The organism is Amycolatopsis balhimycina FH 1894 (assembly GCF_000384295.1).
Classification (GTDB): Bacteria; Actinomycetota; Actinomycetes; order Mycobacteriales; family Pseudonocardiaceae; genus Amycolatopsis; species Amycolatopsis balhimycina.
Window position 1 is genome coordinate 8996956 of record NZ_KB913037.1, and the last position, 14289, is coordinate 9011244.

At 71.1% G+C, this 14289-nt stretch carries 13 protein-coding genes and 1 pseudogene; 13 read left to right on the forward strand and 1 reads right to left on the reverse strand.

Going from position 1 to position 14289, the window contains the following annotated elements; translation table 11 throughout:
- Nucleotides 1–135: 135 nt before the first annotated feature.
- The 11 genes from A3CE_RS0141510 (at nucleotide 136) to A3CE_RS0141560 (ending at nucleotide 11654) form a co-directional block, all read left to right on the forward strand.
- Entirely contained in the window at nucleotides 136–1455 is a 1320-nt protein-coding gene (locus tag A3CE_RS0141510; RefSeq protein WP_020646019.1) for an MATE family efflux transporter, read from the forward strand.
- Nucleotides 1456–1734: 279 nt separating this feature from the next.
- Nucleotides 1735–3060: an MFS transporter gene (locus tag A3CE_RS0141515; RefSeq protein ID WP_020646020.1), complete on the forward strand. Its 1326-nt coding sequence runs from the start codon at nucleotides 1735–1737 to the stop codon at nucleotides 3058–3060.
- Nucleotides 3061–3127: 67 nt separating this feature from the next.
- Entirely contained in the window at nucleotides 3128–4033 is a 906-nt protein-coding gene (gene truB, locus A3CE_RS0141520) for a tRNA pseudouridine(55) synthase TruB (RefSeq protein WP_020646021.1), read from the forward strand.
- 27 nt (nucleotides 4034–4060) lie between these two features.
- Entirely contained in the window at nucleotides 4061–5050 is a 990-nt protein-coding gene (locus tag A3CE_RS0141525; RefSeq protein WP_020646022.1) for a bifunctional riboflavin kinase/FAD synthetase, read from the forward strand.
- A 56-nt stretch (nucleotides 5051–5106) separates the two neighbouring features.
- Complete coding sequence (locus A3CE_RS0141530) at nucleotides 5107–5580, forward strand: helix-turn-helix domain-containing protein (RefSeq protein ID WP_020646023.1); 474 nt, start codon at nucleotides 5107–5109, stop codon at nucleotides 5578–5580.
- Nucleotides 5580–6107: an RNA 2',3'-cyclic phosphodiesterase gene (thpR, locus tag A3CE_RS0141535; protein WP_020646024.1), complete on the forward strand. Its 528-nt coding sequence runs from the start codon at nucleotides 5580–5582 to the stop codon at nucleotides 6105–6107. Before A3CE_RS0141530 ends, thpR begins: the two co-directional genes overlap by 1 nt.
- Nucleotides 6108–6254: 147 nt before the next feature.
- The gene (gene rpsO, locus A3CE_RS0141540) at nucleotides 6255–6524 is read left to right on the forward strand and encodes a 30S ribosomal protein S15 (protein ID WP_020646025.1); all 270 of its coding nucleotides are present in this window, start codon (nucleotides 6255–6257) and stop codon (nucleotides 6522–6524) included.
- Nucleotides 6525–6757: 233 nt separating this feature from the next.
- Nucleotides 6758–9013, forward strand: coding sequence for a polyribonucleotide nucleotidyltransferase (locus A3CE_RS0141545; RefSeq protein WP_020646026.1), 2256 nt, complete (start codon nucleotides 6758–6760; stop codon nucleotides 9011–9013).
- Nucleotides 9014–9097: 84 nt separating this feature from the next.
- Nucleotides 9098–10462: a M16 family metallopeptidase gene (locus tag A3CE_RS0141550; protein WP_020646027.1), complete on the forward strand. Its 1365-nt coding sequence runs from the start codon at nucleotides 9098–9100 to the stop codon at nucleotides 10460–10462.
- Nucleotides 10459–11199, forward strand: coding sequence for a 4-hydroxy-tetrahydrodipicolinate reductase (dapB, locus tag A3CE_RS0141555; protein ID WP_020646028.1), 741 nt, complete (start codon nucleotides 10459–10461; stop codon nucleotides 11197–11199). Before A3CE_RS0141550 ends, dapB begins: the two co-directional genes overlap by 4 nt.
- Entirely contained in the window at nucleotides 11196–11654 is a 459-nt protein-coding gene (locus tag A3CE_RS0141560; RefSeq protein ID WP_020646029.1) for a tetratricopeptide repeat protein, read from the forward strand. The genes dapB and A3CE_RS0141560 overlap by 4 nt, the downstream gene beginning before the upstream one ends.
- 1 nt (nucleotide 11655) lies before the next feature.
- Here A3CE_RS0141560 and A3CE_RS0141565 read toward each other — a convergent pair whose 3' ends face one another.
- Complete coding sequence (locus A3CE_RS0141565) at nucleotides 11656–12624, reverse strand: substrate-binding domain-containing protein (RefSeq protein WP_020646030.1); 969 nt, start codon at nucleotides 12622–12624, stop codon at nucleotides 11656–11658.
- 58 nt (nucleotides 12625–12682) lie between these two features.
- On the opposite strand from A3CE_RS0141565, the pseudogene A3CE_RS52400 reads away from it, so the two are divergent.
- Both A3CE_RS52400 and A3CE_RS0141575 read left to right on the forward strand, forming a co-directional pair.
- A pseudogene (locus A3CE_RS52400) lies at nucleotides 12683–13532 on the forward strand (LysR family transcriptional regulator).
- Entirely contained in the window at nucleotides 13529–14281 is a 753-nt protein-coding gene (locus A3CE_RS0141575) for a hypothetical protein (protein WP_020646032.1), read from the forward strand. The pseudogene A3CE_RS52400 and the gene A3CE_RS0141575 overlap by 4 nt, the downstream one beginning before the upstream one ends.
- Nucleotides 14282–14289 lie beyond the last annotated feature (8 nt).

Genomic DNA, 14289 nt, shown 5'->3' on the forward strand with positions numbered 1-14289 from the left:
TCAGGACCGCCGACGCCCTGAATGAGTCATTCAGGACTTTTGTCGCGACCCCGGGCGTCGGACGGCGGGGCCGGAAAGTTCCCGGGTTCCCGCCGGCCGGAACTGTCGGTGCCGGCGGTTAGAGTCCGGTTCGTGGTGAACGTGGACGAGACCGAGCGGGTACCGGCGAAGCGCGTGCTGGGCCTGGCCGTGCCCGCGCTGGGGGTGCTGGCCGCCGAGCCGCTGTACGTGCTGGTCGACACCGCCGTCGTCGGTCACCTCGACGCGTTGTCGCTGGCCGGGCTCGCGCTCGGCGGGGTCGTGCTGGCGCAGGTGTCGAGCCAGCTGACGTTCCTGTCGTACGGCACGACGTCCCGCACCGCCCGGCTGCACGGCGCCGGCCGCCGGGCCGACGCCGTCCGCGAAGGCGTGCAGGCGACGTGGCTGGCGCTGCTCGTCGGGCTCTTCGTGCTGGTCGCCGGGCAGCTGCTGGCCTGGCCGATCGCGCGGGTGCTCTCGGGCAGTGACGAGATCGCTTCCGCCGCCGTGTCGTGGCTGCGGATCGCGTTGTTCGGGGCGCCGCTGATCCTCGTCACCATGGCCGGCAACGGCTGGATGCGCGGCGTGCAGGACGCCGCGAAACCCCTGCGGTACGTACTGGCGGGCAACGGGATCTCGGCCGTGCTGTGCCCGGCCCTCGTCTACTGGGCGGGGCTCGGCCTGGAGGGCTCGGCGATCGCCAACGTCGTCGCGCAGGTGATCTCGGCGTCGCTGTTCTTCGCCGCGCTGGTGCGCGAAAAGGTGGGGCTGCGGCCGGACTTCAAGGTGATGCGCGCCCAGCTCGGCCTCGGCCGGGACCTGGTGCTGCGCAGCATGGCGTTCCAGGCTTGCTTCGTCTCGGCGGCGGCCGTCGCGGCCCGGACGTCGACCGAGGCGGTCGGCGCCCACCAGGTGGTGCTGCAGCTGTGGACGTTCCTCGCGCTCGTGCTGGACTCGGTGGCGATCGCCGCGCAGTCGCTGGTCGGGGCCGCGCTCGGCGCGGGCTCGGCCCGGCAGGCGCGCGGGGTCGCGTCGCAGATCACCGGGTACGGGCTGCTGCTCGGCTGCTTCCTGTGCGTGCTGTTCGCGGCGCTGTCGTGGGTGCTGCCGCACGCGTTCACGTCCGACCCGGGCGTGCTGGCGGAGATCCCGCACGCGTGGTGGTTCTTCGTGGCGCTCCAGCCGATCGCCGGAGTGGTCTTCGCCCTGGACGGCGTCCTCCTGGGCGCGGGCGACGCGGCCTTCCTCCGCAACGCGACGCTCGGCAGCGCGGCCCTCGGCTTCCTGCCCCTGATCTGGGCATCCCTGGGCTTGGGCTGGGGCCTCACGGGCATCTGGACCGGCCTCTCGTTGTTCATGGTCCTCCGCCTGGCGGCGGTCCTGGCCCGCTGGCGCTCCGGCAACTGGGCGGTAACCGGCGCCATCCGCCCCGCCTGAAGCCGGAACTCGCGTGATCAGGCCCGTAACCCGCGTGATTGAAGCCGGAACTCGCGAGTTCCGGCCCTGATCACGCGAGTTACGTCTCCCATCACACGGGTTCCGGCTTCGATCACGCGAGTCGACCCTTCAATCACGGGTGTCGACTCTCTGATCACGGGGTTGTGGTGAAAACCACCCGGGTAACGGCTATGTTTCGACGTTGCTTAGGCGATACAAGTAGTAGGGACGGCAACGCGGGCGTCCTGCGTCCGAATCGCCGAAACCCTGGAGGTCCTTGTGCCGCCCGCCACCGGCCGTGCCACCGCCCGGTCCTGGCTGATCTGGCTCGCCGCCGTCACCGTCTACCTCTTCGCGGTCTTCCACCGCACCTCCTTCGGCGTCGCCGGGCTGCAGGCGGCCGAGCGCTTCGGCGTCGGCGCGGCCGCGCTCGGCACCTTCACCGTGCTGCAGGTCGGCGTCTACGCCGCGATGCAGATCCCGACCGGCGTCCTCGTCGACCGCTACGGTCCCCGCCGCGTGCTCACCGTCGCGGTGCTGGTGCTCGGCGTCGGCCAGATCCTGCTCGGCGTCGCCCACTCCTACGGCCTCGCCCTGTTCGCCCGCGGGGTACTCGGCCTCGGCGACGCGCTCACGTTCGTCAGCGTGCTGCGCTTGGTCGCGGCCCACTTCCCGGGCGGCCAGTACGCGCTGCTGATGTCGTTCACCTCGGCCATCGGCTACATCGGCAACCTCGCCGCGACCGTCCCGCTGGCGCTGCTGCTCGACGACGCCGGCTGGACGCCCACCTTCCTGGCCGTCGGCGCCGTCACGGTCCTCTACACCCTGGTCGTGACGCTCTGGGTCCGCGACGTCCCGGCGGGCGTCCCGCAGCCGGTCCGCGAAGCCGTCCCGCCGCGCGAGCTCGCGCACCAGGTCGCCGAGGCGTGGCGGACGCCGGGGACGCGCCTGGGCTTCTGGGTGCACTTCAGCACGATGTTCGCACCCGGCGCGCTGACACTGCTGTGGGGCGTGCCGTGGCTGGTCCAGGGGCAGGGCCAGTCGACGGCCACCGCCAGCGCGCTGCTCACCGTGTTCGTCTTCGGGTCGATGGCGGGCGGGCCGCTGCTGGGCGGCTTGATCGGACGGCGCCCGTCGCTGCGGATGCCGCTGGTCGGCGGGTACGTCGGCGGCGCCGCGCTGGTCTGGGCGGTGCTGCTGGGCTGGCCGGGCCAGGTGCCGGTGGCGGTGCTGGTGCCCGCGTTCGCCTTCCTGGCCCTCGGCGGCCCGGTCTCGATGATCGGCTTCGCCCTGGCCCGCGACTACAACCCGCTCAAGCGCGTGGGCACGGCGACCGGCGTGGTCAACGTCGGCGGGTTCGTGGCGACGACGATCGCCGCGCTCGCCGTCGGCGTGCTGCTGCAGGCGACCGGCGGGAACTTCCGGCTCGCGCTGCTGGCGATCGTGGTGGTGCTGGCGTTCGGCACGTCCCGGATGCTCGTGTGGTGGCGCCGGGCCCGCGCCCACCTCTTCCAGGCGGAAGCCCGCGGCGAGGAACTCCCGGTGCGGATCACCCGCCGCCGCTGGGACGCCGCCCTGCCCGAGGCACCGGTCGCCGCCGCCTGAAAGCGCCACTTTCACGTGAAAGTGACCATCATCCGGAGCACGACCGGCGGCCGCTAGGGTTTCCCGCGTGTCGAGCCCGAAACCGCCCCGCCGCCCCGCCCCGCCGCCCGGCCTGCTCATCGTCGACAAGCCCGCCGGCATGACGTCGCACGACGTCGTCGCCCGCGCCCGCCGCATCATGGGCACCCGCAAGGTCGGGCACGCCGGCACGCTCGACCCGATGGCGACCGGCGTGCTGGTGCTCGGCATCGAGCGCGCCACCAAGCTGCTCGGCCACCTGGCGCTGGACCGCAAGACCTACCTGGCCACCCTGAGCCTGGGCAGCAGCACCACGACCGACGACGCCGAGGGCGAAGTCCTGACCCGAGCCGAGACCGCGAACGTCGAAGACGAAGACATCGCGAGCGGCGTGCGGAAGCTGACCGGCGACATCCAGCAGGTGCCGAGCGCGGTCAGCGCCGTCAAGATCGACGGCAAGCGCGCCTACGCCCGGGTCCGCGCCGGCGAGGACGTCGTGATCCCGCCCCGCCCGGTCACCGTCTACCGCTTCGACGTCCTGGCCGTCCGCCACGAGGACGACCACGTCGAGGTCGACGCGGTCGTCGAGTGCTCGTCCGGCACCTACGTCCGCGCGCTGGCCCGCGACCTCGGCGTCGACCTCGGCGTCGGCGGTCACCTGAAGGCCCTCCGGCGCACCACCGTCGGGCCCTTCACCCTCGCCAAGGCGAGGACCCTCGACCAGCTCGAAGAACAGCCCGAACTGAGCCTCGACCTCGACGCCGCCGTCACCGCCGCCTTCCCGCGGCGCGACCTCGACGCCGCGACGGCGAAAGCGGTCCGTCACGGCCAGCGCATCCCGGCGGTCGGCGTCGAAGGCACCTACGGGCTCTTCGGGCCCGACGGCCGGGTGCTTGCCCTGGCCGCCGACGAAGAAGGCGTGTCCCGCGCAGTGGTCGTTTTGCTGCCCGCCTAGGGTGGTCTCGAGAGACGGGAGTGTGGCGTGCTGCGGTGGCGTGGGCTGGGGGACCTTCCCGGCAGCTGGGGCCGGTGCGTGGTCACCATCGGCGTGTTCGACGGGGTGCACCGGGGGCACCAGGAGCTGATCAGCCGGACCGTGGCCGCGGCGGCCGAGCGGGGGCTGCCGAGCGTCATGCTGACCTTCGACCCGCACCCGTCGGAGGTGCTGCGCCCGGGCAGCCACCCGGCGCAGCTGACGACGTTGCGGCGCAAGGCCGAGATCGTCGAAGGCCTCGGCATCGACGTCTTCTGCGTGCTGCCGTTCACCCTGGAGCTGTCCCGGCTGCTGCCGGAGGAGTTCGTGCACGAGGTCCTGGTCGACCGGCTGCACGCGGCCGCGGTGATCGTCGGCGACAACTTCACCTTCGGGGCCAAAGCCGCCGGCGACGTCGAGCTGCTGCGCACCCTGGGCCGCCGCTTCGGCTTCGCCGCGTACGGCGCCGAACTGCAGGGCAAGGAACTGTCCGAAGAGGACCAATCGGCGATCACGTTCTCGAGCACGTACGTCCGGTCGTGCATCGACGCCGGTGACGTCGTGGCCGCCGCCGAGGCGCTGGGCCGCCCGCATCGGCTGGAGGGCATCGTCGTCCGCGGCGTCGGCCGCGGCCACGACCTGGGCTACCCGACGGCGAACCTGTCGACGCCGCGCTTCGCCGCCGTCCCGGCCGACGGCGTGTACAGCGCGTGGTTCACCCGCTCGGCTGACCCCGGACGCCGGCTGCGCGCCGCGGTCTCGGTCGGCACGAACCCGACGTTCTCCGGGCGCGAGCGGACCGTCGAGGCGTTCGTCCTCGACGTCGACGAGGACTTCTACGGCCAGCACGTGGCGATCGACTTCGTGACCCGGCTGCGCGACCAGGTGCGGTTCGCCGATTCGGCCGGGCTGGTCGCCCAGATCGACGAGGACGTCGTGGCGACGCGCAAGGCCCTCCCCGAAGGGGGCGAAGAGGGGATTTCGCGTTCACGCACGTGACAGCGGTGGCAAGATGCGCACGGACGGTGTGCGAGCGGTTAGGGGAGCGGGAACTGGTGGAGGACCACAAGATCGTCCAGCGCAACATCGCGTTGCAGCGCGAGTGGTACGGAGAGCCGCTCGGCGACCGGGTGCGCCGGCTCGTCGTCGCGTTCGACGTTTCGCAGGCGTTCCTGGCCGAGGTTCTCGGGATCAGCGCCCCCATGCTCAGCCAGGTGATGAGCGGGCGGCGGGCGAAGATCGGCAACCCGGTCGTGCTGGCCAGGATGATCATGCTCGAGCGCAAGATCCTCGTGCCCGAGGTGGCCGCCGGCAACCGCGAGGCGATGCTGGCCGCGATGGAGGACGTCCGCGACTCCCGGCCCACCGTCGGCCGCGACAACATCCCGGTGGTCAACGAGTACCAGAAGGTGCTGGCCTACCTGCGCGACGTGGCCGAGGACGAGGACCTGGGCGAGGCCGCCAAGCGGCTCGACGAGGACTTCCCGGCCATCGCCGACCTGCTCCGCCGGGCAGGCAACGGTTCCTGATGCCGGTTCTGTTCAGCGCGCTGCTCCCGCCGGACGACGTCGTGGAAGCAATCACAGCGGCGCTCGCCGAAGCCCTCCCCGAAGCCCTCGGCGAACCCGGTGACGGCCGCCGCTGGGAGCCGCCGGAGCGCTGGCACATCACCCTCGCCTACTACGGGCAGGACGACCTGGAGAAACGCGGCGCCTGGCTGGCGGAGCGGCTGGCCGGGCGGGCCGCCGTCGACGTCCGGCTGGAAAAGGCCGCGACGTTCCCCGGAGTGCTGTGGTTGACTGTCGCCGGAACGGAACTGACGCCGCTCGCGCACGCCGCGGGTGCCGACGCCGAAGCGAGGCCGTACACGGCCCACCTGACGCTCGCGCGGTTCCCCCGGGAAGAACCGGGCCTCGGCGCGCGTTGGACAGAACGTCTCTCGAGCTTCGCGAGCCGGAGCTGGCAGGCCACCGAGGTGGCGCTGATGGCCAGCGAGCGCGAGCCGGGCGGAACCCGCTACCGGGTGGCCCGCTCGTTCGAGTTGGACCGCGCCTGAAGGCACACGTGCCTGAAGACCCTGTTCAGCGGGCTGGTAACCTCAATGATCGGGTCCGGCTGCAGTCCGTGGCGGCCGTGACCGTCTTCCCGGCGTTCATCCACGTCCGGGGCCGCACGGCACTGATTATTTCGAGGAGCAACACAAGTGGCGCTGTCCACCGAAGAGAAGAAGTCGATCCTTGCCGAGTACGGCGTGCACGACTCGGACACCGGATCCCCCGAGGCCCAGGTCGCGCTGCTGACCAAGCGCATCGTCGGCCTCACGGAGCACCTCAAGGAACACAAGCACGACCACCACTCGCGTCGCGGGCTCCTGCTGCTGGTCGGCCGTCGCCGCCGGCTGCTGAACTACGTGATGAAGGTGGACATCGAGCGTTACCGTGCGCTGATCCAGCGCCTCGGCCTGCGCCGATAGCTTGAACCCGAGGGGGAGTGGCCGTCACCCAGGTCGCTCCCCCTCGGTGCACTACGCAGAACGGCGCGAGCGCGCACGAGGGTCCGTCCGCCGGTCCTCGGTAGTGGTTCCCGGGAAGAGTCCCGGGGGCTTCGATCGAAGACCGGCCTCACTCCTCGAGCGTCCTCAGGCGAAATGGGTCCCAGGGTGGGAGACTCGCGCCGTATAGAAGGAACCAAAGAGGAGAAGCATCTATGACCGACTCCACCGGAGTCACCGTGCACGAGACCGAAGCCGTGATCGACAACGGCCGGTTCGGCACCCGCACCGTCCGCTTCGAGACGGGTCGCCTCGCCAAGCAGGCCGCCGGCGCCGTCGTCGCGTACCTCGACGAAGAGACCATGCTGCTCTCGGCGACGACCGCGTCGAAGCACCCGAAGGACCACTTCGACTTCTTCCCCCTGACGGTGGACGTCGAGGAGCGCATGTACGCGGCCGGCCGCATCCCCGGCGCGTTCTTCCGCCGCGAGGGCCGCCCGTCGACCGACGCGATCCTGACCTGCCGCCTGATCGACCGGCCGCTGCGCCCGTCGTTCACCGACGGTCTCCGCAACGAGATCCAGGTCGTCATCACCGTCCAGAGCCTCAACCCGGACGACCCGTACGACGTGCTGGCCATCAACGCCGCGTCGGCGTCGACCCAGATCGCCGGCCTGCCGTTCTCCGGCCCGGTCGGCGGCGTGCGCGTCGCGCTGGTCGAGGACCAGTGGGTCGCGTTCCCGACCTGGTCGCAGCTCGCGAAGGCCACCTTCAACATGGTCGTCGCGGGTCGCATCGTCGGTGACGACGTCGCCATCATGATGGTCGAGGCCGAGGGCACCGAGAACACGCTCGACCTGATCGCCGCCGGCGGCAAGGCGCCGGACGAGGTCTCGGTCGCGCAGGGCCTCGAGGCGTCCAAGCCGTTCATCAAGGTGCTGTGCGAGGCCCAGCAGCAGCTGGCCGACGTGTCCGCCAAGCCGACCGGCGACTTCCCGGTCTTCCTGGCCTACGAGCAGGACGCCTTCGAGGCCGTCGCCGCGATCGCGACCGACGACCTGGCGAACGCGCTCCAGATCGTCGGCAAGCAGGATCGCGACGCCGCGACCGACCAGGTCAAGGCCGCCGTCCTGGAGAAGGTCGGCATCGGCGAGGGCGAAGCCTTCCAGGGCCGCGAGAAGGAGATCGGCGCCGCGTTCAAGGCGCTGTCCAAGAAGATCATGCGCAAGCGCGTTCTCACGGACAAGATCCGCATGGACGGCCGTGGCCTCACCGACATCCGGTCGCTCGCGGCCGAGGTCGCCGTGATCCCGCGGGCGCACGGTTCGGCGCTGTTCGAGCGCGGCGAAACCCAGATCCTGGGCGTCACCACGCTGAACATGCTTCGCCTGGAGCAGCAGATCGACTCGCTGTCCCCGGAGACGCACAAGCGCTACATGCACCACTACAACTTCCCGCCGTTCTCCACCGGCGAGACCGGCCGCGTCGGTTCGCCGAAGCGCCGCGAAATCGGCCACGGCATGCTCGCCGAGCGCGCCCTGGTGCCGGTGCTGCCGAAGCGGGACGAGTTCCCGTACGCGATCCGCCAGGTCTCCGAGGCGCTGGGCTCCAACGGCTCGACGTCGATGGGCTCGGTCTGCGCGTCCACGATGGCGCTGTACAACGCCGGCGTGCCGCTGAAGGCGCCGGTCGCGGGTATCGCGATGGGCCTCATCTCCGACGAGGTCGACGGTGAGACCCGCTACGTCGCGCTGACCGACATCCTCGGTGCCGAAGACGCCATGGGCGACATGGACTTCAAGGTCGCCGGCACCAAGGACATCATCACCGCGCTGCAGCTGGACACGAAGCTCGACGGCATCCCCTCCGAGGTGCTCGCCGCCGCGCTGAAGCAGGCGAAGGACGCTCGTCACACCATCCTGGAGGTCATCGCCGAGGCGATCGACAGCCCGGACGAGATGAGCCCGTACTCGCCGCGCGTCACCAGCGTGAAGATCCCGGTGGACAAGATCGGCGAGGTCATCGGCCCGAAGGGCAAGATGATCAACTCGATCACCGAGCAGACCGGTGCCGACATCTCCATCGAGGACGACGGCACGATCTACGTGGGCGCGGCCGACGGCCCGTCGGCGGAGGCGGCGATCGACCTGATCAACGCCATCGCCAACCCGCAGCTGCCCAAGGTCGGCGAGCGCTTCCTCGGCACCGTGGTGAAGACGGCCGCGTTCGGCGCGTTCGTCTCGCTGCTGCCGGGCAAGGACGGCCTGGTGCACATCTCCAAGCTGGGCAGCGGCAAGCGGATCAACAAGGTCGAAGACGTGGTCAACGTGGGCGACAAGCTCCGCGTCGAGATCGCCGACATCGACAACCGCGGCAAGATCAGCCTGATCGTGGTCAAGGAGGACGAAGCCCCGGCCGCCGCCGAGGCTGACGCGCCCGCCGCCGACGCCGAGACGGCCGACGCCCAGTAAGACAGCTCGTTGGTTCGTGAAGGCCACCTTGAGGAACTTCAAGTTCCTCAAGGTGGCCTTCACGGCAAGTTGAGTAAGGACCCCATGGCACGGCAGGTTTCCGGGCACGAGCAGCCCGTCGGCACCACCCGCACGCTCGAGTCCACTTCGGACGGTGCGGTCGTCAAGCGCAGTGTCCTGCCCGGCGGCCTGCGCGTGATCACCGAGCACGTCCCGGCGTCCCGCTCGGCCACGGTCGGGCTGTGGGTCGGCATCGGCTCCCGCGACGAGCCGGAGGCTGTCGCCGGCGCCGCGCACTACCTCGAGCACCTGCTCTTCAAGGGCACGAAGAACCGCGACGCCAAACAGATCGCGGAAGAGGTCGACGCCGTCGGCGGCGAGCTCAACGCCTTCACGGCGAAGGAGCACACCTGCTACTACGCGCAGGTGCTCGACACCGACCTGCCGCTCGCCATGGACCTGGTCACCGACGTCGTGTTCGAGGCGTTGTGCACCGACCGCGACATGGACATGGAACGCAGCGTCGTCCTCGAAGAGATCTCGATGCGCGACGACGACCCCGAAGACCTGCTGCACGAGACGTTCGTGACGGCGATCCTCGGCGACCACCCGCTCGGCCGCCCGGTGCTCGGCACCGAGAAGTCGATCGTGGAGATGGCGCCCGCGGCGCTGCGGAACTTCTACAAGCGCCGGTACACGCTGCCGCGGATGGTCCTGGCGGTGGCCGGGAACGTCGACCACAACCAGGTGCTGCGCCTGGTGCGCAAGGCGCTGAAAGACCGCCTGGACGGCACCGCGATGCCCTTCGCGCCGCGTGCCGGCCGCACCCGGATCAAGACCGTGCCGAAGCTGGCGCTGCACACCGACGACACCGAGCAGGCGCACGTCATGCTGGGCCTGCGTTCGCTGTCGCGGCACGACGACCGCCGCTTCGCGCTGTCGGTCCTCAACGCGGCGCTCGGCGGCGGCATGTCGTCGCGGCTGTTCCAGGAGATCCGGGAGCAGCGCGGGCTGGCGTACCAGGTGTACTCGTCGGTCGCGAGCTACGCCGACACCGGGCACATGGCCGTGTACGCGGGCTGCCAGCCGGAGAAGCTCGGCGACGTCGCCGGCGTCATCCGCGAGGTGCTCGAGAAGGTCGGTGTCGACGGACTGACCGACGCCGAAGTGGCCCGCGCCAAGGGCCAGCTGCGCGGTGGGCTGGTGCTGGGCCTGGAGGACACGTCGTCGCGGATGTCGCGGATCGGCAAGAACGAGCTCAACTACGGCCGCTACCTGGGCGTCGACGACACGATCGCCCGCATCGACGCCGTCACTGCCGAGGACGTCTGTGCGCTCGCTCGCACTTTGTTCGCGCGGCCGGGCGGGGTCACGGCGGCGGCGGTCGTCGGGCCGTACGCTCACGCCGACGACCTTCCTGACGACCTGCACGAGGTGATCGCTTCATGACCATCAACGTCGGCGTGCTCGGCGCGCGTGGCCGGATGGGTGCGACGGTGGTGAACGCCGTCGAAGGCGCTTCGGACATGAAGCTCGTCGCGGCGCTGGACGCGGGCGACGACTTCGCGCCGCTGGCCGACGCCCAGGTCGTCGTCGACTTCACCCACCCCGACGCGGTGATGGGCAACCTGGAGTACCTGGTCGCGCACGACATCCACGCGGTCGTCGGCACAACGGGCTTCAGCGATTCGCGGCTGAGCGAGTTGCGTGCGCTGCTGGAGCCGAAGCCCGAACTGGGCGTGCTGATCGCGCCGAACTTCGCCCTCGGCGCGGTTCTGGCGATGCGCTTCGCGGCCCAGGCGGCGAAGTTCTACTCCTCCGCCGAGATCATCGAGCTGCACCACAACCGCAAGGCCGACGCGCCTTCGGGCACCGCCGCGCACACCGCCCGGATGATCGCCGCGGCGCGCGCGGAAGCGGGCGTGACGCCGGGTCCGGACGCGACGACGGCCGAGCTGGACGGCGCCCGCGGCGCGACGGTCGAGGAGGTCCGCGTGCACTCGGTCCGCCTGCCGGGCCTGGTCGCGCACGAGGAGATCCTGTTCGGCGGCGAGGGGGAGACCCTCACCATCCGTCACGACTCGCTCGACCGGACGTCGTTCATGCCCGGCGTGCTGCTCGGCGTCCGCACGGTGCTGACGCGGCCCGGCCTGACGGTCGGCCTGGAAAACGTCCTCGACCTGTGAGGGCCCGCAACGTCGCGCTGCTGCTGACCGCGGCGCTGGTGGTCTACCTGTTCCTGCTCGCGGACCGGGCGTTCGCGCTGTTCAAGACGGGGACGGGCGCCGGCATCGCGCTGGGCGCCGGCGTCCTGCTGCTGCCGATTCTCGGGATCTGGGTCATCGTCGTGACCTGGCGCAACGGCCTGCAGGTCCAGCGCCTGTCCCGGCGGTTGGACGCCGAGGGCGCGCTCCCGGACGTCTCGGACCTCCCGCGCCGGCCCTCGGGCCGCGTCGATCGTGACGCGGCCGACGCGTGGTTCGAGGCGCGCCGCGCGGAGGTCGAGGCCGACCAGGGCAACTGGCGGCTCTGGTACAAGCTCGCGTACGCGTACGACATCGCGGGCGACCGGCGGCGGGCGCGCGAGACGATGAACAAGGCCGTCGAGCTGGAAGCCGCCGACCGTTCAGGTACCCAGTAGTTCAGGTACCGAGTAGCTCCGGCGCGAAGATTTCTTCGACCTGCCATCGTCGCGAGGACAAGCCCTGCTCGTGGTGGTACCGGAGGTATGTGTCGAGGGTGGTGCGGTTGGCCGCGACGCCGTAGGGCCACCAGTCCTCGCCGAACTCGGCGAGGGTGTCGTCGACCAGCGCGTTCAGCCACGGCACCATCGTCTGGACCTGGTAGAGCCGCCGGCCCCGGCGGTAGCGATCGGCCGCGGCGTCTTTCGCGGCTTCGAACATGGCGTAGACGCGGCGGGCCAGGCCCGGGTCGTCCCGGAGGAGGTCTCGCCGCACCACGATCGTGTGCATGATCGGGAAGATCCCGGTGCGGCGGTGGTAGTCGCGTTCCCGTGCCGGGAAGTCCGGGAACAGGCGGCCGACGTTCGGGGAGCCGTCGAGGACGCACTGCGGGACGTTGGCGGAGAACAGCGCGTCGAGCTCACCGGCGTCGAGCATGGCGCTCAGCGTCTTCCCCGCTCCGGCCGTGGTGACGTCGACGGCGTCGGGGTGCGGGTGCGGGATGAAGCCGAAGGGCGCCGACGGGTGTTCGAGGCCGCCGATCACCCAGTGGTTCGCCTCGGGCCGAAACCCGTGTTCGTCCATCAGGATGCCCTTGGCCCAGACGCCCGAGTCCTGCCCGTAGGTGCCGAACTCGCCGATGGTCCGGCCGGTGAGATCCGCCGGTCCGGTGATCCCTGAACGGGTGTTGACGAAGACGCACGAGTGCCGGAACACCCGGTTCGGGAAGATCGGCAGCGCCACATACGGCGTGCCCTCTTCGAGTAGGCGCAGGTAGAACGTCAGGCCGAGTTCGGCGACGTCGAGTTCGCCGCGGACCACCCGTTCGAAGATCTCGGGCAGCGTGGCGGCGGTTTCGACGGACGTGCTTTCGAACAGCTGCCGGGTCGTGTCGTAGGGGAAGCATCCGATCTTCATGACTCCGATCATCGGCGCGGACGGCCCGGGGCGTCCAAGACCGGTTCCGCAAACTCGATACTCTGGGGGTATGGATTTGCGGGTGCTCCGGTACTTCGTCGCGGTGGCCGAGGAACGGAACGTGGGTCGCGCGGCGGGCCCTGCACATGGCGCAGCCGCCGCTGAGCCGCGCCGTGCGCGGGCTGGAGGACGAGCTGGGCGCGACGCTGTTCGAGCGCACGCCCAAGGGCGTCACGCTCACCGACGCGGGCACTGTCCTGTACGACGAGGCTGTCGCGCTGCTGGCGCGAGCCGGACGCATCCGCGACCGCGTGACCACGGCGGCGGGTGCGGCGACCCTGACGGTCGGAACGCTGGCGGACGCCGCCGAGCAGGTCGGCGCCCGGCTGGTCCCGCTGTTCCGCGAGCAGCACCCGCACGTCGACGTGCGGGTGCACGAAGCCGACCTCGCCGATCCGACGGCCGGGCTGCGCGCCGGCCTGGTCGACGTGGCGTTGACCAGGACGCCCTTCGAGCGGACGGGAATCGGCGTCCACGTGCTGCGCCCGGTGCGGGTGGGGGTGGTGCTCCGGGACGACGACCCCCTGGCCGACCGGACCGCGGTGTCGGCCCCGGACCTGGCCGGGCGCCGCTGGGTCCGGCTCCCGGACGGCACCGACCCCCGCTGGACGGCCTACTGGACGGGCGGCCCGCCCGGCGACGACGCCCCGGTCATGCGGACGATCCAGGAGTGCCTGCAGGCGGTGCTGTGGAACGGCACCGCGGCACTCGCCCCGGTGGACCAGCCACTGCCGGCGGGCTTGCGCGTCGTCCCGATGTCCGATCGCCCGCCGAGCGAGCTGGTGGTGGCGTGGCCCAAGGCGGCGAGCAGCCCGCTCGTCCGCGGCTTCGTGCGCATCGCGGCTGGAGCAGGCTGGTGACGCTGGTGCTCAAGCTCGTCTTGGCGCCCTTGCTGGTCGTCGGTTCATCGCTGGCCGGACGGCGCTGGGGCCCCGGGCTGACGGGCTTGCTGGTCGCGATGCCGGTGGTCGCGGGCCCGATCCTGCTGATCACGTACCTCGAGCACGGTCCGGCGTTCGTCGCGCGGGCCGCGTCGGCGTCGCTGCTCGGGCTGGTGTCCTTGGCGGCGTTCGCGGTGGTCTTCGCGCGGGTGTCCCGGACGCGGGGGTGGGGCGGGACGCTGGTGCTCGGCTGGCTCGTGTGCCTGTCCCTGGACCTGGCGCTGTCGTTCGCGCCGGTGCCGGTGTGGGTTGCCCTGGGCCTGGCCTGGGCCGCGGCTTGGACGGGCACGCGGCTGCTGCCGGTCCTGGAGGAGGCCCGGCCGGTGACGCTGCCGTGGTGGGACCTGCCTGCCCGGGCGGTCGCGACGGCCGGGCTCGTGCTGGTCCTGACGGCCGCGGCCGGGTGGCTCGGCCCGGATCTGACGGGGGTGCTGGCGCCCTTCCCGACCGGGACGAGCGTCGTGGTGGTGTTCGCCTTGGTCCAAGGTGGCTCGTCGGCGGCCGCGGCGACCGCGCGGGGTGTGCTGCGCGGGCTCGGCGGGTTTTCGGCGTTTTGTTTGCTGGTGGCGGTGCTGGCCGAGCCGATCGGCGGGTGGGCTTTCGCCGTTGCGGTCCTGGGGACCGGGGTGTGGCAATTCGCTGACAGTTGTCGTTCGTTCGGGAAATGACGGGCTTT